At 72.5% G+C, this 24,276-nt stretch carries 19 protein-coding genes; 13 read left to right on the forward strand and 6 right to left on the reverse strand.

Translation table 11 applies throughout. The features are described 5' to 3' along the window. Window position 1: 1 nt before the first annotated feature. Window positions 2-376, reverse strand: a complete 375-nt coding sequence (locus tag AC3RJ7_RS17170; RefSeq protein ID WP_491457076.1) for a BlaI/MecI/CopY family transcriptional regulator — start codon at window positions 374-376, stop codon at window positions 2-4. Window positions 377-486: 110 nt separating this feature from the next. Between AC3RJ7_RS17170 and AC3RJ7_RS17175 the strand changes: the two genes are divergently transcribed. The 10 genes from AC3RJ7_RS17175 (at window position 487) to holA (ending at window position 15,692) form a co-directional block, all read left to right on the forward strand. Continuing rightward, entirely contained in the window at window positions 487-1,899 is a 1,413-nt protein-coding gene (locus AC3RJ7_RS17175) for a cytochrome ubiquinol oxidase subunit I (protein WP_491457077.1), read from the forward strand. 10 nt (window positions 1,900-1,909) lie between these two features. Continuing rightward, window positions 1,910-2,914, forward strand: coding sequence for a cytochrome d ubiquinol oxidase subunit II (gene cydB / locus AC3RJ7_RS17180; protein WP_491457078.1), 1,005 nt, complete (start codon window positions 1,910-1,912; stop codon window positions 2,912-2,914). Window positions 2,915-2,929: 15 nt separating this feature from the next. Continuing rightward, entirely contained in the window at window positions 2,930-4,573 is a 1,644-nt protein-coding gene (gene cydD / locus AC3RJ7_RS17185; RefSeq protein WP_491457079.1) for a thiol reductant ABC exporter subunit CydD, read from the forward strand. Further along, complete coding sequence (gene cydC, locus AC3RJ7_RS17190; RefSeq protein ID WP_491457080.1) at window positions 4,566-6,275, forward strand: thiol reductant ABC exporter subunit CydC; 1,710 nt, start codon at window positions 4,566-4,568, stop codon at window positions 6,273-6,275. Before cydD ends, cydC begins: the two co-directional genes overlap by 8 nt. Before the next feature lie 9 nt (window positions 6,276-6,284). Then, window positions 6,285-7,730 (forward strand): aminodeoxychorismate synthase component I, encoded by a 1,446-nt coding sequence (pabB, locus tag AC3RJ7_RS17195; RefSeq protein WP_491457081.1) that lies wholly within the window; start codon window positions 6,285-6,287, stop codon window positions 7,728-7,730. Between the two features lie 88 nt (window positions 7,731-7,818). After that, window positions 7,819-10,392: a leucine--tRNA ligase gene (gene leuS / locus AC3RJ7_RS17200; RefSeq protein WP_491457082.1), complete on the forward strand. Its 2,574-nt coding sequence runs from the start codon at window positions 7,819-7,821 to the stop codon at window positions 10,390-10,392. 229 nt (window positions 10,393-10,621) lie between these two features. Continuing rightward, window positions 10,622-11,482: a DUF3626 domain-containing protein gene (locus AC3RJ7_RS17205; protein WP_491457083.1), complete on the forward strand. Its 861-nt coding sequence runs from the start codon at window positions 10,622-10,624 to the stop codon at window positions 11,480-11,482. A gap of 115 nt (window positions 11,483-11,597) precedes the next feature. Beyond that, entirely contained in the window at window positions 11,598-12,287 is a 690-nt protein-coding gene (locus AC3RJ7_RS17210; RefSeq protein WP_491457084.1) for a ComEA family DNA-binding protein, read from the forward strand. A gap of 1 nt (window position 12,288) precedes the next feature. Next, window positions 12,289-14,643, forward strand: coding sequence for a ComEC/Rec2 family competence protein (locus AC3RJ7_RS17215; RefSeq protein WP_491457085.1), 2,355 nt, complete (start codon window positions 12,289-12,291; stop codon window positions 14,641-14,643). 26 nt (window positions 14,644-14,669) lie between these two features. Continuing rightward, window positions 14,670-15,692: a DNA polymerase III subunit delta gene (gene holA, locus AC3RJ7_RS17220; RefSeq protein WP_491457086.1), complete on the forward strand. Its 1,023-nt coding sequence runs from the start codon at window positions 14,670-14,672 to the stop codon at window positions 15,690-15,692. A gap of 73 nt (window positions 15,693-15,765) precedes the next feature. On the opposite strand, the gene rpsT is transcribed toward holA, so the two are convergent. The 5 genes from rpsT to AC3RJ7_RS17245 all read right to left on the reverse strand — a co-directional run bounded on the left by rpsT (window position 15,766) and on the right by AC3RJ7_RS17245 (window position 20,411). Next, window positions 15,766-16,026 carry a 30S ribosomal protein S20 gene (gene rpsT / locus AC3RJ7_RS17225; protein WP_491457087.1) on the reverse strand — a complete coding sequence of 87 codons (261 nt, stop codon included), beginning with the start codon at window positions 16,024-16,026 and terminating at the stop codon, window positions 15,766-15,768. A 190-nt stretch (window positions 16,027-16,216) separates the two neighbouring features. Further along, entirely contained in the window at window positions 16,217-17,572 is a 1,356-nt protein-coding gene (gene guaD, locus AC3RJ7_RS17230) for a guanine deaminase (protein ID WP_491457088.1), read from the reverse strand. A gap of 135 nt (window positions 17,573-17,707) precedes the next feature. Beyond that, complete coding sequence (locus AC3RJ7_RS17235) at window positions 17,708-18,538, reverse strand: alpha/beta fold hydrolase (protein WP_491457089.1); 831 nt, start codon at window positions 18,536-18,538, stop codon at window positions 17,708-17,710. Window positions 18,539-18,540: 2 nt separating this feature from the next. Then, window positions 18,541-19,161, reverse strand: coding sequence for a response regulator (locus AC3RJ7_RS17240; protein WP_491457090.1), 621 nt, complete (start codon window positions 19,159-19,161; stop codon window positions 18,541-18,543). After that, a complete protein-coding gene (locus tag AC3RJ7_RS17245; RefSeq protein ID WP_491457091.1) occupies window positions 19,158-20,411 on the reverse strand; it encodes a sensor histidine kinase in 1,254 nt (417 codons plus the stop codon). Before AC3RJ7_RS17245 ends, AC3RJ7_RS17240 begins: the two co-directional genes overlap by 4 nt. Before the next feature lie 77 nt (window positions 20,412-20,488). On the opposite strand from AC3RJ7_RS17245, the gene lepA reads away from it, so the two are divergent. Genes lepA through hemW form a run of 3 tightly spaced genes read left to right on the forward strand, consistent with a single transcriptional unit; the run spans window position 20,489 to window position 24,267 of the window. Next, window positions 20,489-22,348 carry a translation elongation factor 4 gene (gene lepA / locus AC3RJ7_RS17250; RefSeq protein ID WP_491457092.1) on the forward strand — a complete coding sequence of 620 codons (1,860 nt, stop codon included), beginning with the start codon at window positions 20,489-20,491 and terminating at the stop codon, window positions 22,346-22,348. Window positions 22,349-22,381: 33 nt separating this feature from the next. Continuing rightward, a complete protein-coding gene (locus tag AC3RJ7_RS17255) occupies window positions 22,382-23,032 on the forward strand; it encodes a DUF1990 domain-containing protein (protein ID WP_491457093.1) in 651 nt (216 codons plus the stop codon). A gap of 2 nt (window positions 23,033-23,034) precedes the next feature. After that, the gene (gene hemW / locus AC3RJ7_RS17260) at window positions 23,035-24,267 is read left to right on the forward strand and encodes a radical SAM family heme chaperone HemW (protein WP_491457094.1); all 1,233 of its coding nucleotides are present in this window, start codon (window positions 23,035-23,037) and stop codon (window positions 24,265-24,267) included. The last annotated feature ends 9 nt before the right edge of the window (window positions 24,268-24,276 follow it).

Genomic DNA, 24,276 nt, shown 5'->3' on the forward strand with positions numbered 1-24,276 from the left:
GTCAGTGGTGCGCGAGCTCGTCGAGCAGCCGGCGGAGCGTCGCCGCCTCGCCGTCGCTGACCGTGCCCACGAACCGTGCGAGCGCCGCGTCGCGGTCGCTGGCCCGGTCGAGCACCTCGTGCATGAGTTCGGCCGTGTGCTCCTCGCGCGAGAGGAGGGCCTCGTAGCGGTGCGGCCGACGCTCGCGCGTGCGGCTCACGAAGCCCTTGCGTTCGAGGCGCGAGAGGACGGTGAGCACCGTCGTGGTCGCGACCAGGCGACCCGAGTCGCCGTCGCGCCGCGCGAGCGCGTCGCGCAGCTCATTGGCCGTGAGCGCGACGTCGCTCGACCAGAGCACCTCCATCACGGAGCGCTCGAGATCTCCGAGACTCGCCATGCAACAAGAATACCGCCGACGACGCATTTGTTCTACGCTGTGTAGAAGCAGAGTTTTACGCTCTGTAGAGAATCTCCCAGAGATGTTCGGACTCCGCGAAAGGGGTATCCGTGAACGAGCTGCTCGATCCGCTGCTGCTCGCCCGATGGCAGTTCGGGTTGACGACCGTCTATCACTTCCTGTTCGTGCCGCTGACGATCGGTCTCGCGACGACGGTCGCGATCTTCCAGACCGCCTGGTACCGCACGGGCAAGAACCAGTACCTGCAGGTGACCAGGTTCTTCGGCACGATCTTCCTCATCAACTTCGCGATGGGCGTCGTGACGGGCATCGTGCAGGAGTTCCAGTTCGGCATGAACTGGTCGGAGTACTCGCGGTTCGTCGGCGACGTCTTCGGCGCCCCGCTCGCGCTCGAGGGCCTGCTCGCGTTCTTCTTCGAGGCGACGTTCATCGGCCTCTGGATCTTCGGGTGGGACAAGCTGCCCCGCGGCATCCACCTGGCCACGATCTGGTGCACCGCGATCGGCTCGATCGTCTCGGCGTACTTCATCATCGCCGCCAACGCGTTCATGCAGAATCCCGTCGGTTACGAGATGAACGCCGAGAAGGGTCGCGCGGAGCTCGTCGACATCGGCGCGCTGCTCACGAATCCCGTCGCTCTCGCGGCGTTCCCGCACACGATCGCGGCGAGCTTCATGGTGGCGGCCGGCCTCATCATCAGCGCTTCGGCCTGGCACCTCGCCCGCAACCAGCACCTCGACTCCATGCGCCCGGCGCTCAAGTACGGTCTCTGGCTCATGGTCGGCTCCGGCATCCTCACGACGCTCTTCGGCGACCAGCTGAGCCTCGCGATGGTCGCGACCCAGCCGATGAAGATGGCGGCCGCCGAGGCCACCTACGACACGGTCTGCGGCGCCGACGCCTCGTTCTCGCTATTCACCCTCGGCACGCCCGACGGTACGAGCGAGCTCTTCTCCATCCGCGTGCCCTACCTGCTCTCCTTCCTCTCGACGCACAGCTTCGACGGCTGCGTCGAGGGCATCAACGACCTGCAGGCGGAGTACCAGGCGCTCTACGGGCCCGGCGACTACGCACCCATCATCTGGATCACGTACTGGTCGTTCCGCTGGATGATCGGGCTCGGCATGCTGCACGTGCTCATCGCGCTGGTCGGCCTGTGGGTCACCCGCAAGGGCCGGATGCCTCGGCAGAGGTGGATCTGGAAGATCGCGATCTGGAGCTTCCCGCTCTCGCTCGCGGCAATGATCGTCGGCTGGATCTTCACCGAGATGGGCCGTCAGCCGTGGATCGTGTTCAGCCTCCTGCCCACCGAGTCGGCGGTCTCGCCGAATGTCACCGGACTCGACGTGCTGATCTCGCTCGTCGCCTTCACCCTCGTCTACGGCGCGCTCGCGGTCGTGGAGGTCCGTCTCGTCCTCCGCGCCATCAGGAAGGGCCCGCCGGAGCTCGGCGAGCCCGACCCCGAGTCCGGCCGCGTCGAACCCGCCGCAACGGTCTACTGAGGAGACGGACATGGATCTCTCAACGCTCTGGTTCTGGATCGTCGCCTTCCTCTTCGTGGGCTACTTCGTGCTCGACGGCTTCGACTTCGGCGTCGGCATGTCGCTGCCGTTCCTCGGCCGCGACGACACCGACCGCCGGGTGCTCATCAACACGATCGGCCCCGTCTGGGACCTCAACGAGACGTGGGTGATCGTCGCCGGGGCATCCCTGTTCGCGGCCTTCCCCGAGTGGTACGCGACGCTGTTCTCGGGGTTCTACCTCGCGCTCCTGCTCATCCTGCTCGCCCTCATCGCCCGCGGGGTCTCGTTCGAGTACCGCCACCAGCGGCCCGAGTCGAAGTGGAAGGCGTGGTTCGACGGCATGATCGTCGTCGGTTCCGCGGTGCCCGCCCTGCTCTGGGGCGTCGCCTTCGCGAACATCGTGCAGGGCGTCCCGCTCGACGCCGACCACAACTACACGGGCACGCTCTTCGACCTGCTGAACCCCTATGCGCTGCTCGGCGGCGTGACGACCCTCCTGCTGTTCTTCACGCACGGCGTCGTGTTCGCCTCGCTCAAGACCGAGGGCGACCTCCGGGCGCGGGCGCGGGCGCTCGCGACGCGCTCGGGTGCCGTGACGATCGTCGTGGCCGCCGCGTTCCTCGTCTGGACCGGGCTCGCGTTCGGCACGCCGTGGTTCTGGCTCCTCGCGGGAGCGGCCGCCGTCGCGCTCATCGGCGGCTGGATCGCGAACCTGCGCGGCGCCGAGGGCATGGCCTTCACCCTGCTCGCCGTCACCGTCGCGGCCGCGGTGCTCGCGCTCTTCTCGTCGCTCTTCCCCGACGTGATGCCGGCATCGAACGACCCGGCGAACAGCCTGACGATCGAGAACGCCTCGTCCTCCCCGTACACGCTCACGGTCATGAGCTGGGTCGCGCTCGTGTTCCTGCCGCTCGTGCTCGCCTACCAGGCGTGGACGTACTGGATCTTCCGCAAGCGGGTGAGCCGCGCGCACGTCGAGGCGGCCGCCCACTGACCCGCCGGTGAACGTGTGAAACCACTCGACCCCAGGCTCGTCAGGCGCTCGCGCGCCGCCCGCGGCTTCCTCGTCGCGGGCGGGGCGCTCGCCGTCGTGCAGGCGGCGGCGATCATCGCGATCGCCTGGGCGATCGCAGGCCTCGTCGCGGGGCTCGTCGACGGCGAGCCGATGGACGAGGCCTGGCCGCTCGTCGGACTGCTCGTCGCCGGTGCGACGGCGCGCGCGCTCGGATCGTGGGGCTGGGAGGTGGTCGGCTCCAGCGGGGCCATGCGCGTGAAGGGCGAGCTCCGCTCCGAGTTGCTGGCGGCGCTCGAACGCCGGCCGACCGGCATCGCCGGCTTCTCGACGGGACGTATCGCGACCCTCGTCGGCCCCGGGGTCGATGCGCTCGACGACTACTTCGGCCGCTACCTGCCGCAACTCGTGCTGACCGTCGTCGCGACGCCGGCCTGCATCGCCGCCGCCTGGATCGCCGACCCGCTGTCGGGTCTCGTGCTCGTCATCGTCCTCCCGCTGACGCCGGTGTTCATGGCCCTCATCGGCATGGCCACCGAGCGCGTCCAGCGGCGCCAGTGGGAGAGCCTGTCGGCCCTCTCGCGCGGATTCCTCGAGGTGGTCGGAGGCCTCTCCACGCTGCTGCTGTACGGCCGCGCCGAGCGTCAGGCGGCGCGCATCCGGGCCGTCACCGACGACTACCGGAAGCACACGATGAAGGTGCTCCGGGTGACCTTCCTCTCGGGATTCACGCTCGAGCTCGCCGCGAGCCTCTCGGTCGCCCTCGTGGCGGTTTCGATCGGCCTCCGGCTCGTGTCGGGCGACATGGCGCTCGCAGCCGGCCTGTTCGTGCTCGTGCTCGCCCCCGAGGTGTTCCTGCCGCTGCGCAACGTCGGCGCGGCGTTCCACGCCTCGGCTGCGGGCGTCACGGCCGCCGCCGACGCGTTCGAGCTGCTCGAGGCGGCCGAGGGCGCCGGAGCCGAGCCGCACCCGGCGTACGACCCGGCCGCCGGCACCCCCGCCGCCGGCACGGTCGACGACGGCCTGAGACTCACCGGCCTCACCGTGCGCCGCGGCGAGCGCGTCGTCGTCGACGGGCTCACCGCCGCCGTCCCGCACGGCGCCGTGGCCGCCGTCGTCGGCGAGAGCGGCAGCGGCAAGTCGACGCTGTTCGCGGCGCTGCTCGGCTTCGCGCCGTACGACGGAGAGGTCCGCCTCGAGGGGCGCACGCTCGACGGACACGGCCGCGAACGCATCGCCTGGGCCGGGCAGAACCCGGCGCTCGTCGCCGGCACCGTCGCGGCGAACATCCGCCTCGGCGATGAGTCCGCCGACCCGGTGCTCCTCGACGCCGCGCTGCGCGTCGCGGGGGTGGACGTTCCCGACGACCAGCACCTCGGCCCGGGCGGCAGCGGGCTGTCCGGCGGCCAGGCCCAGCGCGTCGCGATCGCGCGCGCCGTGCACCGCCTGCTCGCGCGCGATCTCCCGCTGCTCCTCCTCGACGAGCCCACCTCCGCGCAGGACCCGAGTCGGGAGTCGGAGCTCGCGACTGAATTGCGACGGCTCGCCGCGGCCGGCCGCACCGTGCTCGTGGCGACGCATCGGCCCGAACTCGTCGAGGCCGCCGACCTCGTCATCTCGACGGAGGGCGCGCATGTCTGATCGCACTCGATCGGTGCTCCGCACGAGCATCCCGCCGCTTCGCCGACTGCTGCCGTCGGTGCTGTTCGGCGCGGCATCCGGCGGCTCCGCCGTGGCCCTGCTCGCGTGCTCGGCCTGGCTCATCGCGCGTGCGGCCGAGCAGCCGCCCGTGCTCTACCTCTCGATCGCCATCGTCGGCGTGCGGGCCTTCGCCCTCGGCCGGGCGGTGTTCCGCTACCTCGAGCGCCTGACCGGGCACGATGCCGCGTTCCGCCAGTTGGCGGAGATCCGGGCCGGCGTGTTCGAACGGATGCTGCCCGTCGCCCCCGACGGCATGGCCGACCTCCGGCGAGGCGAACTGCTCGCGCGATTCACCGGCGACGTCGACGAACTGCAGAACGTGCCGCTGCGGGCCGTGCAGCCCGTGGTGAGCGCACTCGTCGTGCTCACCGCCGCGGTCATCGGCGTCGCACTCGTCGCTCCCGCTTCGGCGCTCGCCGTCGCCGGATGTCTCGTGGCCGGTGTGGGTGCGACCCTGCTCGTGCAGCGAGCGGTCGCGGCCGGTGCCGAGCGGCGGCTGGCGCCCCTCAGGGGCGCGCTGCAGGCCGCGGTGGTCGAGCACGTGCAGGCGCTCGACGTGCTCGTCGCGTTCGACGCCGCGGGCGCCGGCCGTCGGCGCATCGAGGAACTCGGTGATCGGCTCGCGCGGCACGCCCGGGCGAACGCCTCGGCCGCCGGCGCGGCCGCCGCCCTCATGGCGGCGATCGGCGGGTTCGCGGTCGCCGCGAGCCTCATCGCCGCCCAGCCGATGCTCGCCTCCGGTCGCATCGACGGGCCGACGTTCGCGGTGCTGTGCCTCGTGCCGCTCGCGATCGCCGAGGTCGCCGCAGCGCTGCCGCCCGCGGCGAACGCCTGGCGGCTCGGGCGGGTGAGCGCCGAGCGGGTCGCGGGCGCCCTGCCCGACGAGGTGCCGACCGAGATCCCGACCGCACCGTCCGATCCCGCCTCGGTTCCGCCGACCGACGGGCCGCCGAGGCTGGGCCTTCGCGGCGCCGGCGCTTCGTGGCCGGGCGCGCAGCGCGCCGCGCTGTCGGGCATCGACCTGGAGCTCGCGCCGGGGGAGCGCGTGCTCGTGCGGGGATCCTCGGGCTCCGGCAAGACGACCCTCGCGCACGTGCTGGTGCGCTTCCTCGGCCTGACGAGCGGCTCGTACTCCGTCGGCGGCGTCGACGCCGACCGGCTCGCCCCCGCCGACGTCCGGCGCATCGTCGGGCTCGTCGAGCAGTCGCCGTGGCTCTTCGACGAGGACGTCCGCCAGAACCTGCTCTTCGCCCGTGACACCGCGAGCGACGACGAGCTCATCGACGTGCTCGAACGGGTCGGACTCGGCGACTGGCTCGCGGAGCGCGGCGGTCTCGGAGCCTCGGTCGGCGAGCGCGGAGCGCTCGTGTCGGGTGGCCAGGCCCAACGGCTGGCCCTGGCCCGGGCGATGCTCGCCGGGTTCCCCGTGCTCGTGCTCGACGAGCCCACGGCGAACGTCGACCGCGAGCGCGCCGATTCGCTGCTGCGCGAACTGCTCGGCGCCGCCGGAGCCGAGCGCACGGTCGTCCTGATCTCGCACACGCCGGTCGATCCGTCGCTCGTCGACCGCGTCGTCACGATCGACGACGGTCGCCTGCGCGCGGAGGCGGAGCGAGCGCCCGGGGCTGCCGTCGCGCCGTAGGCTGGGGGGATGCCTCCCCGCCTGCGTTCGCGCGCGCTGCCCGAGTGGCGTGCGCCGCGAACGGTCTTCGCCGACCGCTTCGCGCGGCTCGACCACGTGGTCTGGCTCGACGGGGGCGACGACGGTTCGAGCGGTGTGAGCGTCCTGGGCGCCGCACACCCCGCGAGCGACGTCGTCACCGCGGACCTCTCGGCGGGCACGGTCACGATCGCGCGCCCGGCGGCGCCCGGCGACTCGCCGGTCGTACGCCGTGGACGCGTGTTCGAGCTGCTCGCCGACGTACTCGCGCGGCCGGCCGTCGAGCTCGCACCCGGTTCGGCGGCTCCGGGGCCCCTCGGCTGGTTCGGGTGGTTCGGCTACGAACTCGGCGCCGACCTGGAGGGGGTGCCGACGTCGCCGGCCGAGACCCCCGACGCGGCGTTCGTCTTCCTCGACCGCGTGATCGTCTTCGACCATGCGGCGCGCGAGGTGCGGCTCATCTGGATCGAGTCGGCCGACGCCGACGCGTGGGCCGACGAGCTCGCCGCGGAGCTCGCGCGCTCGCCGGTCGACCCCGCGCGGGGCGCCGACCGCCCGGCGGACCACGGCGCGAATCATCACGCGGACGCGCACGCGCCCGTGGCGCGCTGGCGTCACGACGCGGCGACGTACCGCCGCCTGATCCACGAGTGCCAGGACGCGATCGTCCGCGGCGACGCCTACCAGCTGTGCCTCACCAACCGGGTCGACCTCGACGTGCACCCCGATCCGGCCGAGACGTACCTCGCGCTCCGGGCGTCGAGCCCGAGCCACCACGGCGGGTACCTGCGGTTCGGCGCGTTCTCCCTCCTGAGCGCCTCGCCCGAGCAGTTCCTGCACGTCGAGCCGTCGGGGCTCGTCTCGACGAAGCCGATGAAGGGCACCCGGCCGCGCGACCCCGACCCGGTGCGGGATGCCGCGCTGCGCGAGGAGCTCCTCGCGAGCGACAAGGAGCGCGCAGAGAACCTCATGATCGTCGACCTCATGCGCAACGACCTCGGTCGCATCGCCGAGCTGGGCAGCGTGAGCGTCGAGGGTCTGCTCGAGGTCGAGGAGTACCGGCACGTGCACCAGCTCGTCTCGACGGTGCGGGCGCGCATCGCGCCCCCCGTGGACGTGCTCGACGTCGTCCGGGCGGCCTTCCCCGCCGGCTCGATGACGGGCGCGCCCAAGCGCAGCGCGATGCAGATCCTGCACGGGCTCGAGCAGGGCCCGCGCGGCGTCTACTCGGGAGCGTTCGGATATCTCGGCGTCGACGGCGGCGCCGACCTCGCGATGGTGATCCGGTCGATCGTGCTCGCCCCGAGCGGGGCGTCGATCGGCACGGGCGGCGGCATCACGGCGCTCTCGATCGCCGAGGAGGAGATCGAGGAGACCCGGGTGAAGGCGCGCGCCCTGCTCGTCGCCCTCGGCGAGGCATCCACCCGCGCGGATTGACTAGTCTTGATACCCGAGTGCGCCGCGATCCGGCGCGCCCGAGACCCGCGGGCGGGAGCCCGCCGAGCGACACACGATTGAGAGTCACGTGGCACACGATCACGACCCCGCGAACGCCGAGCCCGGCGCCTACGACTTCGCCGCGATCCAGGCGAAGTGGCTTCCCGTGTGGGACGAGCTCGAGCCCTTCCGCGCCGGGGCCGACGGCGACACGCGGCCGCGCAAGTACGTGCTCGACATGTTCCCGTACCCCTCGGGCGACCTGCACATGGGCCACGCCGAGGCGTTCGGCTTCGGCGACATCGCCGCGCGGTACTGGCGCCACCAGGGCTTCGACGTGCTGCACCCGATCGGGTGGGACTCGTTCGGCCTTCCCGCCGAGAACGCCGCGATCAAGCGCGGCGCCGACCCGCGCGAGTGGACCTACGCGAACATCGCGCAGCAGAAGGCCTCGTTCCGCCAGTACGCGCCGAGCTTCGACTGGTCGCGCGAGCTCCACACGAGCGACCCCGAGTACTACAAGTGGAACCAGTGGCTGTTCCTGAAGCTCTACGAGAAGGGCATCGCCTACCGCAAGGCGGGTCAGGTCAACTGGTGCCCGAACGACCAGACCGTGCTCGCGAACGAGCAGGTCGTCGACGGCCACTGCGAGCGCTGCGGCGCGGTCGTCACGAAGAAGGCCCTGACCCAGTGGTACTTCCGGGTCACCGACTACGCCGACCGCCTGCTCGACGACCTCAACCAGCTCGAGGGCACCTGGCCGTCGAAGGTCGTCTCGATGCAGCGCAACTGGATCGGCCGCTCGGCCGGCGCCGACGTCGAGTTCGAGATCGAGGGCCGTGAGGGCCGCATCCCGGTGTTCACGACCCGTCCCGACACCCTCTACGGCGCGACCTTCATGGTCGTGGCGGTCGACTCCGAGCTCGCGGCCGAGCTCGCCGGCGGCGCCTCGGCCGAGGTGCAGCAGCGCTTCGGCGACTACCTCGACTCGGTGCGCGCCGAGAGCGACATCGAGCGCCTCGCGACCGACCGCCCGAAGACCGGCGTGTTCCTCGAGCGCTACGCGATCAACCCGCTGAACGGCGAGCGCCTGCCGATCTGGGCGAGCGACTACGTGCTCGCCGACTACGGCCACGGCGCGATCATGGCCGTGCCCGCGCACGACCAGCGCGACCTCGACTTCGCGCGTGCGTTCGAGCTGCCGGTGCGCGTCGTGGTCGACACGAACGCCCCGGTCACGGGCGTCATCCCCGTCATCCCGCTCGACGAGCACGGCGACCCGATGCTCCCCGAGGACCTGCCGCCGCTCGATCCTGCCGGCACGGGCGTCGCCCTCACGGGGGAGGGCCGGCTCATCAACTCCGGCCCGCTCGACGGGCTCTCGAAGTCGAACGCGATCCGTCGCGCGATCGAGATCCTCGACGAGCGCGGCACGGGCCGCGCCGCGAAGAACTTCCGCCTTCGCGACTGGCTGATCTCGCGCCAGCGGTTCTGGGGCACGCCGATCCCGATCATCCACTGCGCCGAGTGCGGCGAGGTGCCCGTGCCCGAGTCGGAGCTGCCGGTGCGCCTGCCCGAGGCGGCCGGCCTCGACCTGAAGCCGAAGGGCTCGAGCCCGCTCGGCGCGGCGGAGGACTGGGTGAACGTCGCCTGCCCGAACTGCGGGGGCGCGGCCAAGCGCGACTCCGACACGATGGACACCTTCGTCGACAGCTCGTGGTACTACCTGCGCTACCTCAACGCGAACGACGACACCCAGGCGTTCGACCCGGCGCAGGCCGAGAAGTGGGCGCCGGTCGACCAGTACGTCGGCGGCGTCGAGCACGCGATCCTGCACCTGCTGTACTCGCGTTTCATCACGAAGGTGCTGTTCGACCTCGGGTACCTGAGCTTCACCGAGCCGTTCACGTCGCTGCTCAACCAGGGCATGGTGCTCATGGACGGCTCGAAGATGTCGAAGTCGAAGGGCAACCTGGTCGAGTTCGCCTCCGAGCTCGCGGCGCACGGCACCGACGCGCTGCGGGTCACGCTCGCGTTCGCCGGCCCGCCCGAGGACGACATCGACTGGGCGGATGTCTCGCCGGTGGGTTCCGCGAAGTTCCTGGCGCGCGCGTGGCGCATCGCCGGCGAGGTGACCTCGGCGCCGAGCGTCGACTGGTCGACGGGCGACCGGGCCCTGCGCCGGATCACGCACCGACTGCTCGCGGATGCGCCGGGGCTGGCCGAGTCGTACAAGTTCAACGTCATCGTGGCGCGACTCATGGAGCTCGTGAACGCAACGCGCAAGGCGATCGACTCGGGTCCCGGAGCCGGTGACGCCGCCGTGCGCGAGGCCGCCGAGGTCACCGCGATCGTGCTCGACCTGTTCGCGCCGTACACGGCCGAGGACATGTGGCAGCGGCTGGGCTACGAGCCGACCGTCGCGCTCGTGCCGTGGCGCAAGGCCGACCCGGCGCTGCTCGTCGAAGACCGGGTGACCGCGATCGTGCAGGTCGACGGCAAGGTGCGCGACCGGCTCGAGGTGTCGCCGAAGATCACCGCCGACGAGCTCGAGCAGCTGGCCCGCGGCTCGGCCGCGGTGCTGCGCACGATCGGCGAGCGCGAGATCGTGAACGTGATCGTTCGCGCGCCGAAGCTCGTCAACATCGCGACGCGGGGCTGACGCCGACGATCGCGAGGCGGCGTGGCGCGACGGCCCCGGTGACGTCACGGTCGTGCGGAGCGACGGCGTCTCGCCCACCGGCACCCCTCCGGCGTCGACACTCGCGGCGGTCCGATCGGCCCATCGGCGCCCCGAGGGGCGAAGACGTGGTCGACGAGCCGGGCGAGGAGGGCACCGGGCGTCGTGTCACACGGCATCGACCGGTCGAACCCGCTGCCAGAATGGCGGGATGGAACCGAGACCCGCACCCTGGCACGACGCCCTCGCCGCCGTCGCCGAGCGCGCGAAGCCGGGCCGGCGAGTGCCCGACGCCGCCCGCCTCGTGCTGCACTTCCACCCCGACTCCGACCTGTACGGCAAGCCGGTGCTCCGTCGGATCCTCGAGGAGGGGCGCTACACCTCGCAGTTCGTCACGGGCACGAGCAACGGCGGGCTGACCGCCGTCCCCGGCGGAGACCGCTGGAACTGGGAGAGCCGCCTCTTCGCCGGCGCGTACGACGCGCATGACGCGCGACTGCGCCCGGCCTACGGCGCCCTGCTGCTCGACGGCGACCCGTACGGCGCCGCGCCGCGGTTCGGCTCGGCCTACCTGCGCCTCCGTCCCGAGACCCTGCAGCGCGCGACGTTCACCTACCCCGACAGCGCCTTCGAGCCCGAGCTGTTCGGCGTCGCCGACCGGATGGGCCTCATCGACGACTTCTTCGCCGATGAGGTCGACGAGCTGCTCAACCGCTACATCGAGGCGCAAGTGCACGGCGGCATCTCGGTGCCCGGCGACGTCGAGGCGCTCGTAGTGGATCCGAGCTACGGCGACGATGCGACCCTCGCCCTCGCCGACGCGGCCGGACTCGCGGTCGAGCGCCATCCCGGCTATCGCCTCGAGCTCTCGATCGTCGAGGCGAACCCCGGGTACCGGGGCGAGGAAGCGGTCGAGACGGCCCGCTCGATCGCGACGGACGGGGTACTGACGCCGGCGGTGATCGGCCGTGCACGGAGTTCCGGCGACCTCGACCCGCAGCTCGTGAAATACGTCTGGCATCATCTGGCGCGCTTCGGCCGTGAATGGCCGCGGGTGGCCGAAGCGGCCTGAGAACGCACCGGACGAGCCCGGACGACCCGTCCTCGACAGTTCGATCGCCCGCCGACTCTGCACGTCGGCGGGCGATCCGGCCGCGGCGACTGCCGCTGGCCCATAGCGTGCGACCATGCCGCCCCACGCCGCACCGGATCCGTCGGACGTGCTCGACCCCTCCGCCCGTCGGGCATCGCCGCGGGTGCGCCTCGGCGTCGGCGCCGCGGTCGCCCTGTTCATCGCCGCGGTCGTGGTCGCCGCGGTGATGTCGTTCACGGCATCGGGCGGCGGCGAGCAGGGCGAGGTCGGGTTCGACGGGGGTGCGTCGGGCGCGTCGTCGGGCTCGGACACGACGGTCGCGACCGCGGCGCCCCCGGTCGTGCTCGTGCACGTGCTCGGCGCCGTCGCGGAGCCGGGGCTCGTGCAGCTCGACGAGGGCGCACGCGTCGTCGATGCGATCGCCGCGGCCGGCGGACTCGCGGCCGACGCCGACCCGGCCGGCGTGAACCTCGCGAGGGCGGTCGCCGACGGCGAGCAGCTGGTCGTGCCCGAGGTGGGCGAGGTGGCCGCCGGAGGTTCGGGCGCCACCGGCTCCGGCGGCGCGGGCGGCTCTGGCGGCGGGCCGGGCGACGGCAAGGTGCACCTGAACACCGCGGACGTGGCCGAGCTCGACACGCTGCCGCGCATCGGTCCGGCGCTCGCTCAGCGAATCATCGACTGGCGGGAGGCCAACGGGCCGTTCACGAGCACCGAGCAGCTCCTCGACGTCGCGGGCATCGGAGATGCGGTGTACTCGGGACTCGTCGACCTCGTGGCGCTCTGACATGCCGGGACTGCGACTCGCGGTACCGGCGTGCGCGGCATGGATCGCGGCCTGGCTGGTGGTGCTCGCGCCCGATGCGGGGCTCGACGCGCGCCTCATCGCCGGAGCGGCATGGGCGGTCGCGGTCGTCGCCCTCGTCATCGCGGTGGTGACGAGGCGTTCGCTCGCGGCCGTCGGCCTCGTGTGCGCCGCCGCGGTCGCACTCGTCGCATCGAGCACGGCCCTCGCCTTCGGCGCTCGCGACGGGTCGCCGCTCGCGGTCGCTGCCGAACAGCGGAAACAGGTCGCCATCGTCGTCGAATTGACGGCGGCCCCGCAGCGGCTGATGTCGATGTGGGACGCGGACGAGAGGTCCAGATCGGGGGAGGGCGACGACCCGGCCGCCGTGAAGGACTCGCTCCGCTTCGAGGGCCGGGTCGTCGAGATCGAAGGCCGTGCGACCACGCCGGTGCCCGTGCGCGGGGTCGTGGAGGCAGTGTCGGCGGAGCTGCAGCTCGGCGCGCGCGTCGCGTTCACCGCGCAGGCGACCGCATCGCCGTCGGCGGAACGAGCCGCGTTCGACCTCGACGCCGGCGGCGATGTCGCCGTCGAACCGCCGCCGCCGTGGATCGGGTGGAGCGGCGATCTGCGTGCGAGTTTCGCCGACGCCGCGAGCCGCCTCGACGGCGACGGCGGCGCGCTCGTCCCCGGTCTCGCGATCGGCGACACAAGCGCCGTCGACGCCGGGCTCGACGACGACATGAAGGCGAGCTCGCTCAGCCACCTCACGGCGGTGTCCGGTGCGAACTGCGCGATCATCACGGCGGCCGCGTTCGCGGCGGCCGCGGCGGCGGGCCTGCGCCGAGGCATCCGCGTCGTCGTCGCGCTCGTCGCCCTCGTGGCGTTCGTGGTGCTCGTGACGCCCGAGTCGAGCGTCGTGCGAGCCGCCGTCATGGCGGTCGTCGTGCTCGCGGCGATGGCGGCCGGGCGCCAGGGCGGAGGCGTCGCAGCGCTCGCTCTCGCGGTCGTCGTCCTGCTCGTCGCCGATCCCTGGTACGCCCGCGACTACGGCTTCGCGCTGTCGGTCGCCGCGACGGCCGGGTTGCTGCTGCTCGCCGCACCCCTCTCACGTGCGCTGGCGCGCATCATGCCGACGCCGCTCGCGTTCGTGCTCGGCGTGCCGCTCGCGGCCCAGCTCGCCTGCCAGCCGATCCTCGTGCTGCTCGACCCGTCGATCGCGGTGTACGGCGTGCCCGCGAACCTGCTGGCCGCACCCGCGGCGCCGGTCGGCACCGTCGTGGGCCTCATCGGGTGCCTCCTGCTGCCCGTGCTGCCGTCGGTCGGCTTCGCGGCGATGCAGCTCGCCTGGTGGCCGGCGCAGTGGATCGCGGTGGTCGCGCACACCGCGGCGTCGCTGCCGGGGGGTCGCCTGGCCTGGCTGCCGGATGCCGCGGGTGCGGCGCTGCTCGCGGTGTGCACGGCCCTCGCCCTCCGGCTCGTGCTCGGACCGCCGCTGTCACGACGGTGGCGCACGGTGACCGCAACGGTGATGGTCGCGGTCGTGGCGACGGCGGTCGGTCTCGCCGGAGGCGCGCCCCTCGTCGCCCGGGTCGTGCGACCGACGCAGTGGGACGTCGTCGCGTGCGACATCGGCCAGGGCGACGCGGTGCTCGTGCGGTCGGACGACGCGGTGGCTCTCATCGACGCCGGTCCCGACGCCGCGGCGCTGACGCGGTGCCTCGACCTCTTCGACATCGACCGCATCGACCTCGTCGTCCTCACCCACTGGGACGCCGACCACGTCGCCGGGTCGCCGGCGATCGTGGGCCGCGCCGTCACCGTGCTGCACGGCCCGCTCGACGGCGAGCGCTCGTCGCGCGTGCTCGATCCGCTCGTCGCGGCGGGCGCCCGCGCCGTCGAGGTCACCGCGGGCGTGCACGGCACCCTCGGAGCGGCGAGCTGGCGGGTGCTCTGGCCGCAGCCGGATGTGCCGCCCGGCAACGACGCCAGCGTCGTGCTCGACCTCGTGGCGCCCGGGTACCGCGGCGTGTTCCTCGGCGATCTCGGCGAGGGCGCGCAGGAGCGGATGCTGCGTTCGGCGGAGATCGGCGACGTCGACCTCGTGAAGGTCGCCCACCACGGGTCGTCCGACCAGAGCGGACGTCTCTACGAGCGGCTGCACGCCGCGGTCGGATTGATCGGGGTGGGTGCCGACAACGGCTACGGGCACCCGACCGCGCGGGTGCTCGACCTGCTCGCGGCGACCCCGACGGTGGCGCTGCGCACCGATGAGCTCGGGTCGATCGCCCTCGAGGCGAGCGGCGACGGGTTCTCGGTGTGGAGCGAGCGCGCCGACCGCGTCGGTGGGCGCCCGTAGACTGGAACGCGGAAACGGAGGCACGGGTGGCAGCACGCGGTGGCGCATCGGCGCGTTCGAAGGTCGCGATCCCGCAGCTCGCCTGGCACGCCGTGCGACCTGCGCCGATCGTGCTCGTCTCGGGCGCCGAAGACGTGCTCGCCGAGCGTGCGATCGGCCTGCTCCGCGACTTTCTCCGCGGTGAAGACCCGGCCCTCGAGGTCAGCGACCTCGAGGCCGACGGCTACCGGCGCGGCGAGCTGCTGACGCTCGCGAGCCCGTCGCTCTTCGGCGAGCCGCGGCTCATCCGCGTCAGCGCCGTCGAGAAGGCGAGCGACGACTTCCTGCTCGACGCGCTCGAGTACCTCGAGCAGCCCGCCGACTCGACGACGCTCGTGCTTCGCCACCGCAGCGGCGTGCGGGGCAAGAAGCTGCTCGACGCGATCCGTTCGGGCACGGGCGGGGGCATCGAGGTCGTCTGCGCCGAGCTCAAGAAGGACGCCGAGAAGCAGGACTTCGCGGCGGCCGAGTTCCGGGCTGCGGGCCGCAAGATCGCCCCGGGTGCGCTCCGAGCCCTCGTCGGCGCCTTCAGCGACGACCTGCGCGAGCTGTCGGCGGCGTGCCGGCAGCTCATCTCCGACGCGCCGGGCGACATCACGGAGGCGATCGTCGCCCGCTACTACGGCGGCCGCGTCGAGACCAACGCGTTCGCGGTGGCCGACGCCGCGATCGCCGGCCGCCACGGCGAGGCGCTCATCGCGCTGCGGCACGCCCTCGACAGCGGTGCCGACCCGGTGCCGATGGTCGCGGCGTTCGCGATGAAGCTGCGCACGATGGCGAAGGTCTCCGGCTCGCGCGGCAGCGGTGCGCAGCTGGCCTCGTCGCTCGGCATGGCGCCGTGGCAGGTCGACCGGGCCCGGCGCGACCTCGTCGGCTGGACCGACGAGGGGCTCGGCGTCGCGATCGAGACGCTCGCCGCAACCGACGCCGCGGTGAAGGGTGCCGAGCGCGACCCGGTGTTCGCCCTCGAGCGCCTCGTCGGCGTCATCGCCGCCCGCGGGCGGCGCTAGCCCGGCGCGCCCTCGCCACCGGATACGACGAAGGCCCCGCCGGAGCGGGGCCTTCGATCGAAACTGCTGCGACTCAGAGCGCGGCGGCCTGCTTGGCGATCGCCGACTTGCGGTTCGCGGCCTGGTTCTGGTGGATGACACCCTTCGACACGGCCTTGTCGAGCTTGCGCGAGGCGACGCGCACAGCGGCGACGGCCTTGTCCTTGTCGCCCGAGGCGATGGCCTCGCGGGCGGCGCGCACGACGGTCTTGAGCTCGCTCTTGACGGCCTTGTTGCGCTCTTCGGCCTTGCGGTTGGTGCGGATGCGCTTGATCTGCGACTTGATGTTTGCCACGTGGGATTCTTTCGTTCGTGCGGGTACGGGATGTGCCGTGAACGGTAGAGGGGCCGCCACGGCGTCTCGTGCGGGGTGGGACCCACACGGAAGCCAACACACAACAATACCAGTTCGCCCGGCGGCCCACCAAAGCGGGCCGGCCGGGCGCGTCGCGGGACACGTCTCGCGGAGGCCGGCCCGCGAACCGTCAGTCGTGCAGCGGAACCGGGTCGCTGAACGCCGACGCGCCCTCGTCGCCGAGCGCCGAGGAGCGCGCGTGCACGAGGTCGCCGCCGACCCACGTCGCCGCGACGTCGTAGGTGGTCGCGAGCGCGAACGTGCGGGCGAGCACGTCGCCGGCCGACTCCGAACGCGACAGCACGATGTCGAACGCCGAGCCGGGCGCCGGGCGAACGTGGATCGCGTCGAACTGCATGCCGACCCCGAGGTGGCCGACCCCGTCGAGTCCGAGCGCCTCGGCGCCCGCGAGCGTCGCGAGGTAGAGCAGGTGCGCGGGCTCGAGCTGCACGCCGTCGGCGCCGAGCAGCATCTGCATGAAGTACGCCTGGATGCCGTCCTTGAACAGGCTGAACCCGTTGCCCGCGCCGACGTCGGTGCCGAGCGCGACCCGCACGCCCGCGTCGAGGTGGCGACGCAGCGGGAACAGCCCGCTGCCGAGCGCCGAGTTCGAGGTGGGGCAGTGTGCGACCGAGGCGCCGACCTCGCCCATCCGTGCGAGCTCGGGCACCGTCGTGTGCACGCTGTGCGCGTACACCGACCGCCGGTTCACGAGCCCGTGGTGGTCGTACGTGTCGAGGTAGTCGCGCCGCTCGGGGAAGAGTCCCGCGACGGTCTCGACCTCGGCGAGGTTCTCGTTCAGGTGCGACGTGAACCAGAGGTCGTCGCGCGAGGCGAACGTGTCGCCGCACGCGGCGAGCAGCTCGTCGGACGCCGACAGCGAGAATCGCGGCGTGACGGCGTAGCGCAGGCGGCCCCGGTTGTGCCAAGCGTCGATGAGGGCGGCCGACTCCTCGCGCGCCCGCTCGGGCGTCGTGTAGAGCCCGTCGAGCAGCATCCGGTCGCCGACGACGAGCCCGCTCGTGATGCGGAGGCCCGACGACGCCGCGGCGCCCAAGAACTCGTGCATCGCCCCGGCGAAGTGCGAGCCGAACACGAGCGCGCTCGTCGTGCCGGCCGAGGCGAGCGCGTTCAGGAACTGCGGCGCCACCTCGCGCGCGTAGGCGTCGTCGGCGAACCGCGTCTCCTCGGGCAGGGTGTACCGGTCGAGCCAGTCGAGGAGCGGCAGCCCGAGCCCCGCCATCGAGCGCAGCTGCGGGAAGTGCACGTGCGTGTCGACGAGGCCGGGCAGCAGCACGCCGTCGCGCAGGTCGATGACCGTCGCGTCGGGGTGCTGCCGGGATGCCTCGTCGAATGCGCCGCGGAAGCGGATCACACCGCCTTCGACGACGATCGCGACGTCGGCGTCGTACCGCGCCTCGCCGCCCTCGAACGGGCTGACGGGCGTGTCGACGACGGTCGCACGGTAGAGCTGGGAGGGAACCATCGTTGGGACCACCTTCCGGCCGCGCCCGCTGATGCGTATCGTCACGCATCGGCCGGCGTTGCCTGACCGATGCATGGTTCGACACTGAATCTGCAGCGCATCGGTTATCCATGCGAACGACGCGCCGAGGCAACGCTACGTCGTGCCGGCTCCGAGGGCAAGGCCGCCGGGCGAAGCGGTCGAGCCCCGGCGTCGCCGCGCCGCCCGGCGATCGAGCTCGGCGACGGCGCCGAGCACGACGGCGGTGAAGGCGTCGGACCGGGTGAGGCTCACGAGGTGGGTGGCACCGGGTACGACGACGAGCCGGGCGTCGTGGGCGGATCGGAGCAGCCGTCGCTCCTGCAGCCGGAAGTGGTCGAACCTCCCGTTGACGAACCAGACGGGTACCCGGATGCGCTGGAGGGCCGCGACGGGGTCGAGCCCGTGGACCGCCGCGAGGGCGGGCGCCATGACGTCGAGCGCGACGCCGCCGGCCACGACGTCGGCGAGTGCGTCGGGCGCGAGGAACAGCGCGGCCGTCGCGTCGTTGAGCCGCCGGCCGCGGTCGGGCAGCCGCGCGATCGCCGCGGCGAGCCCGCGGTAGGCGGTGAGGCCGGGGCCGCGGGGGAGGGTCCCGCATGCGGCGGCCACGAGCCCGTCGAGGCGGTCGGGATGCCTCGCCGCGAACTCGATCGACAGGTAGCCCCCGAGGCTCAGCCCGACGAGCAGGCGCGGTGCGGGGTCATCCCCGCCGGTCGGCGCGGCGGTCCGCGTCCCGGGCGGGACCTCGGCCGGCGGATTCAACGCCGCGTCGATGGTCGCCATCGCCGCGTCGAGCGCGAACGGTTCGGCCATGCGCGACCCGTGCCCGGGGAGGTCGACCGCGACGACGTCGAAGCCGCGAGCGGCGAGCGCAGTGACCTGCCGCCGCCACATCGTGGCCGAGGTGCGGATGCCGTGCACGAGCACGATGCGGGCGGCGACCATGCTCAGCCCGCCCGGATCGCGCCGATCTCGCGGGCCCGCGCGACCGCGGCCGTGCGTGAGCCCACTCCGAGCTTCGTGAAGATGTGCACCAGGTGCGACTTGACGGTCGCCTCGCTGAGGAAGAGCGACTTGCCGATCTCGCGGTTCGTGCGCCCCTCGGCGACGAGACCCAGCACTTCGGCCTCGCGGGTGGTCAGGCGCTCGCCCGAGGCGAGCGAGGCGTCGAGCTTCGCGGACAGCTCGGCGGCGAGCGCGTGCTCGCCCTCGGCTGCGGCCCGTACCGCCGCGATCAGCGCCTCCGGCGGTGCGTCCTTCAGGAGGTAGCCGCTCGCACCCGCCTCGATCGCACCGAGGATGTCGGCATCGGTGTCGTAGTTCGTGAGCACGAGCACGCGCGGTCCGCCGGTCTCGGCCCGGAGCCGTCGGGTCGCCTCGGCGCCCTGCATCGACCCCGGGAACTGCAGGTCCATGAGCACGAGGTCGACGCCGGACCGGCCGAGCCGCACCGCGTCCTCGGCGGTCGCGGCCTCGGCGACGACGGCGAGGTCGGACTCCCGCTCGAGCATCGCGCGGATGCCCGCCCGCACCACGGGGTGGTCGTCAGCGAGGAGCAGCCGGATCATGCGCGCACCACCGGGATGCGGATCGAGAGCGCGGTGCCCTCGCCCGGGGCGGACTCGATGTCGAACCGGCCGCCGAGCTCCTCGGCGCGGCGGCGGATCGAGCGCAGGCCGTACTCGCCCGGGTCGCTCCCGGCGCCGACGCCGGTGGCATCGGCGCCCGCGCGCCGGGCGACGGCGGCGACATCGAAGCCGACGCCGTCGTCCACGACGTCGAGCGCGACCTCGTCGCCGAGGTAGCTGAGCGTGAGCGAGCAGGCGCGCGCATCGGCGTGCTTCACGACGTTCGCGAGCGAACCCTGCGCGATCCGCAGGAGCGCCGCGTCGACCGCCATCGGCAGCACGACGGGGTCGCCGCTCGTGGTGAACTCGACGCGCGTCTCGGTGCCCGACTGCCGGACGCGGTCGTCGACGGCTTCGGCGAGGCGCCGGAGCGCCGCCGGCAGCGTCTGCTCGTCGAGCGACGGCGGGGTGAGCTCTCGGATGAAGCGTCGTGCCTCGCCGAGGTTCTCGGCGGCGGTCTCGCGGGCGAGCACGAGCTTCTGCCGCACCGCCTCGTCGTCGACGTCGCGTTCTGCGGCGTGCAGCAGCATCTGGATGCTCGAGAGCCCCTGCGCGAGCGTGTCGTGGATCTCGCGGGCGAGCCGCTCGCGTTCGGCGAGCGTGCCGGCCTCGCGACTCGCGGTCGCGAGCTCCTCCCGGGTGGCGATGAGGTCGAGGATGAGCGACTGGCGCTCCCTCGTCTCCTCGGCCATCGCGCGGTAGCCGAGCCCGATCACGATCGCGACGCCGGCGCTGATGAGCGGGCCGAGGATCGAGCCGACCTCGTAGCCGAGGTGGCTGGCCGTTCCCCACACCGAGATGCCGAACGTGACGACGACGAGCGGCACGGCGATCGGCGCGGCGAGCACGTGCAGCTCGAGGAAGAAGAGCGGGAAGGCGAGGAAGGCGGCATCGGGGGTCAGCGCCGACATCGCGACCCAGAGCGCGAGCAGCATCAGGAGCCAGAGCACGCGCGCCCAGGTCGGCAGGTGCCGGTGCGCGGCCGCGACGCCGGCGCCGTAGCACGCGAGGAACGCGACGGCGAGCACCGTGATCGGCACTTCGGCCGCGTCGTCGGCGAGGAGCGCCCGCACGACGACGAAGAGCGTGAGCCCGACGACGAGGAGATGGAGGCCCAGCCGGAGGGCGACGAACACCGGGCGCAGCGCCGAATCGGCCCCGCGCGACGGGTTCGTGAGAGTCGCGCTCATGCTGCGAGCGTAGCCGCGGCGCCCGCCACGAGGCATCCGTCGAAAGTCTGAACCGAAGTCGTGGGAGAATCGACAGGATGTCTCCGAGAGCTGTGAACCCGCCGGTGCCCGCCGCCACCGACCCGTCCGCGATCCGCAACTTCTGCATCATCGCGCACATCGACCACGGCAAGTCGACCCTTGCCGACCGCATGCTGCAGATCACGGGCATCGTGTCCGACCGCGATATGCGCGCGCAGTACCTCGACCGCATGGACATCGAGCGCGAGCGCGGCATCACGATCAAGAGCCAGGCCGTGCGAATGCCGTGGCAGGTCGAGGGCGCCGCCTACGCGCTCAACATGATCGACACGCCGGGCCACGTCGACTTCTCGTACGAGGTGTCGCGCTCGCTCGCGGCGTGCGAGGGCGCGATCCTGCTCGTCGACGCCGCCCAGGGCATCGAGGCGCAGACGCTCGCGAACCTCTACCTCGCACTCGAGAACGACCTCGAGATCATCCCGGTCCTGAACAAGATCGACCTTCCGGCCGCCGAGCCCGAGAAGTACGCCCGCGAGCTCGCCGACCTCATCGGCGGCTCGCCCGACGACGTGCTCAAGGTCTCGGGCAAGACGGGCGTCGGTGTCGAGGAACTGCTCGACCGCGTCGTCGAGCGCATCCCCGCTCCGGTCGGCAACGCCGACGCCGCTCCCCGCGCGATGATCTTCGACTCCGTCTACGACAGCTACCGCGGCGTCGTGACCTACGTGCGCATGGTCGACGGCCAGCTGAATCCGCGCGAGCGCATCCAGATGATGTCGACGAAGGCGACGCACGAGATCCTCGAGATCGGCGTGAGCGCGCCCGAGCCGCAGCCGACGAAGGGGCTCGGCGTGGGCGAGGTCGGCTACCTCATCACCGGTGTGAAGGACGTGCGCCAGTCGAAGGTCGGCGACACGGTCACGACCGCGGTGAAGCCCGCGACCGAGGCGCTGCCGGGCTACACCGAGCCGCTGCCGATGGTCTTCTCGGGGCTCTACCCGATCGACGGCAGCGACTACCCCGAGCTGCGCGAGGCGCTCGACAAGCTGAAGCTCTCCGACGCGGCGCTCGTGTACGAGCCCGAGACCTCGGTCGCGCTCGGCTTCGGCTTCCGTTGCGGGTTCCTGGGCCTCCTCCACCTCGAGATCGTGAACGAACGGCTTCGTCGCGAGTTCGGGCTCGACATCATCACGACGGCGCCGAGCGTCGTCTACGAGGTCACGACCGAAGACAAGAAGACGGTGACGGTCACGAACCCGAGCGAGTTCCCGACCGGCGCGAAGATCGCCGAGGTGCGGGAGCCCATGGTGAAGGCCGCGATCCTCGCCCCGAAGGACTACGTCGGCACGATCATGGAGCTCTGCCAGTCGCGCCGCGGCACCCTGCTCGGCATGGAGTACCTCGGCGAGGACCGGGTCGAGATCCGCTACAACATGCCGCTCGGCGAGATCGTCTTCGACTTCTTCGACCAGCTGAAGTCGAAGACGGCCGGTTACGCGTCGCTCGACTACGAGCCCTCGGGCGACCAGGCGGCCGACCTCGTGAAGGTCGACATCCTGCTCCAGGGCGAGCAGGTCGACGCGTTCAGCGCGATCGTGCACCGCGACAAGGCGTACGCCTACGGCGTGCTGATGACGGGCCGCCTGCGCGAGCTCATTCCCCGGCAGCAGTTCGAGGTGCCGATCCAGGCCGCGATCGGCGCCCGCATCATCGCGCGCGAGTCGATCCGCGCGATGCGCAAGGACGTCCTGGCGAAGTGCTACGGCGGTGACATCAGCCGCAAGCGCAAGCTCCTCGAGAAGCAGAAGGAGGGCAAGAAGCGCATGAAGATGGTGGGCCGCGTCGAGGTGCCGCAGGAGGCCTTCATCGCCGCGCTGTCGGGTGACACCGAGACCAAGAAGGACGCCAAGAAGTAGCGCCCGCCCCCGGGGCGCGAAGGACGACACAGGATGACTCGCAGAAGCACGTTCACCGACCAGTCGGTCACCTACGGCGCCATCGGCGCGACCCTCGACCCCGACTTCCTCCGCTACCCGCCGACGGGTCTCCGCCCGGCCGAGGACTCGGTGCGGCTCGGCTCCGGCAAGGAGCGGTTCGACCGGTCGGCGGAGGCGCTCATGACCTGGGGCATCCAGCGCGGCGCCGGGTTCACGATCGCCGACGTCTCGGCGGGCACGGGCGCCCAGTACCCCGGCATCGTCTTCGACGCGACCGGCGCCCCCCTCACCGACCAGCCCGCACCGCGGACGGAGGACCGGTTCGGCGCCGACGGCACCCCCTACATCGCCGCGGGCATGACGGCGACCCTCGAGCGCAAGCGCCGGTTCGGCACGGCGAAGACGCCCGTGCTCGTCGTCTACGTGATCGACGAGCCGAACCGCATCGGCTTCGCCTACGGAACGACCGCGCACGGGGCCGAGACCGGTGAGGAGTCGTTCATCCTCGAGCACCGGGACGACGACACGGTGTGGCTCACGATCCGGTCCATCCTCGCGACCGCGGGCGGCGCCCGCGCCGTGCTCTCGCCGTTCACGCGTCGTCGTCGTCGGGAGCTCACCCGACGCGAACTGCGGGCGCTCCACCCCGCCGGCGGCGCGTAGGCGTGGGCTCGGCGCTGCCGCTCGGCGATCCAGCCCCGGCCGACGGCCTGCTGCCGGCCCAGGCGGCGGCCGGTGCCGCCGACCGGGCGTTCGGCGTCTACGTGCATGTGCCGTTCTGCCGCGTGCGCTGCGGCTACTGCGACTTCAACACCTACACGTCCGACGAGCTGCGCGGCGCCCGGCAGGCGGACTACGCGGCCCAGGCGATCGACGAGATCAGGATGTCGCGGCGCGTGCTGGAGGCATCCGGGGTCCCTCCGCGTCGAGCCGAGACCGTCTTCTTCGGGGGCGGAACGCCCACCCTCCTGCCCGCGGGCGACCTCGTCGCGATGCTCGGCGCGGTGCGCCACGAGTACGGCCTCGCGCCCGGGGCCGAGGTCACCACCGAGGCCAATCCCGACTCGGTCGGCCGCCGGGAGCTCGACGAACTCGCCGCCGGCGGGTTCACGCGCGTGTCGTTCGGCATGCAGTCGGCGGTGCCGCACGTGCTCGCCGCGCTCGATCGCACGCACGACCCCGAGCGCGTGCCGCAGGTCGTGGCCTGGGCGCGCGAGGCGGGGCTCGATGTCAGCCTCGACCTCATCTACGGCACGCCCGGGGAGTCGCTCGACGACTGGCGGCGGAGCCTCGAGCACGCGATCGCCCAGCGGCCCGACCATCTCAGCGCGTACGCGCTCATCGTGGAGGACGGCACGAAGCTCGCCCGGCAGATCCGCCGGGGCGAGCTCGAGACCCCCTCCGACGACCTCGAGGCCGACATGTACGAACTGGCCGACGAGTCGCTCGTCGCGGCCGGGTACGAGTGGTACGAGGTGAGCAACTGGGCGCGCGGCGCCGAGCACCGTTCGCGGCACAACCTCGGCTACTGGCGCAGCGACGACTGGTGGGGCGTCGGCCCCGGCGCGCACAGCCACGTCGGCGGCGTGCGCTGGTGGAACGCGAAGCACCCGTCGGCGTACGCCGAGCGGCTGGCCTCGGGCGTCTCGCCCGCCGTCGGGCGCGAGGTGCTCGACGGGCGCACCCGCGAGACCGAACGCGTGCTGCTCGCGACGCGCATCCGTGAGGGACTCGCGATCGCGTCCCTGCACACGGGCGGCCGTCACGCCGTGGCGGGGCTCATCGCCGACGGCCTCGTCGACGCGAGAGCCGCCCTCTCCGGTGCGCTGACGCTCACGCGGAAGGGGCGGCTCCTGGCCGACGCGGTGGTGCGCCGGCTGCTCGACGGGGTCGAGTAGCGGTCGGTC

The sequence above is a fragment of the Agromyces solani genome (assembly GCF_058349925.1).

Bases quoted from the DNA above. Each gene is read 5' to 3' on its own strand.
- AC3RJ7_RS17215 (WP_491457085.1), top strand. From the start codon at position 12,289: ATGCCGGGACTGCGACTCGCGGTACCGGCGTGCGCGGCATGGATCGCG.
- cydC (WP_491457080.1), top strand. From the start codon at position 4,566: ATGTCTGATCGCACTCGATCGGTGCTCCGCACGAGCATCCCGCCGCTT.
- AC3RJ7_RS17235 (WP_491457089.1), bottom strand. From the start codon at position 18,538: ATGGTCGCCGCCCGCATCGTGCTCGTGCACGGCATCCGCACCTCGGCC.
- AC3RJ7_RS17210 (WP_491457084.1), top strand. From the start codon at position 11,598: ATGCCGCCCCACGCCGCACCGGATCCGTCGGACGTGCTCGACCCCTCC.
- AC3RJ7_RS17245 (WP_491457091.1), bottom strand. From the start codon at position 20,411: ATGAGCGCGACTCTCACGAACCCGTCGCGCGGGGCCGATTCGGCGCTG.
- AC3RJ7_RS17240 (WP_491457090.1), bottom strand. From the start codon at position 19,161: ATGATCCGGCTGCTCCTCGCTGACGACCACCCCGTGGTGCGGGCGGGC.
- guaD (WP_491457088.1), bottom strand. From the start codon at position 17,572: ATGGTTCCCTCCCAGCTCTACCGTGCGACCGTCGTCGACACGCCCGTC.
- AC3RJ7_RS17205 (WP_491457083.1), top strand. From the start codon at position 10,622: ATGGAACCGAGACCCGCACCCTGGCACGACGCCCTCGCCGCCGTCGCC.
- AC3RJ7_RS17255 (WP_491457093.1), top strand. From the start codon at position 22,382: ATGACTCGCAGAAGCACGTTCACCGACCAGTCGGTCACCTACGGCGCC.
- AC3RJ7_RS17170 (WP_491457076.1), bottom strand. From the start codon at position 376: ATGGCGAGTCTCGGAGATCTCGAGCGCTCCGTGATGGAGGTGCTCTGG.
- pabB (WP_491457081.1), top strand. From the start codon at position 6,285: ATGCCTCCCCGCCTGCGTTCGCGCGCGCTGCCCGAGTGGCGTGCGCCG.
- lepA (WP_491457092.1), top strand. From the start codon at position 20,489: ATGTCTCCGAGAGCTGTGAACCCGCCGGTGCCCGCCGCCACCGACCCG.
- cydB (WP_491457078.1), top strand. From the start codon at position 1,910: ATGGATCTCTCAACGCTCTGGTTCTGGATCGTCGCCTTCCTCTTCGTG.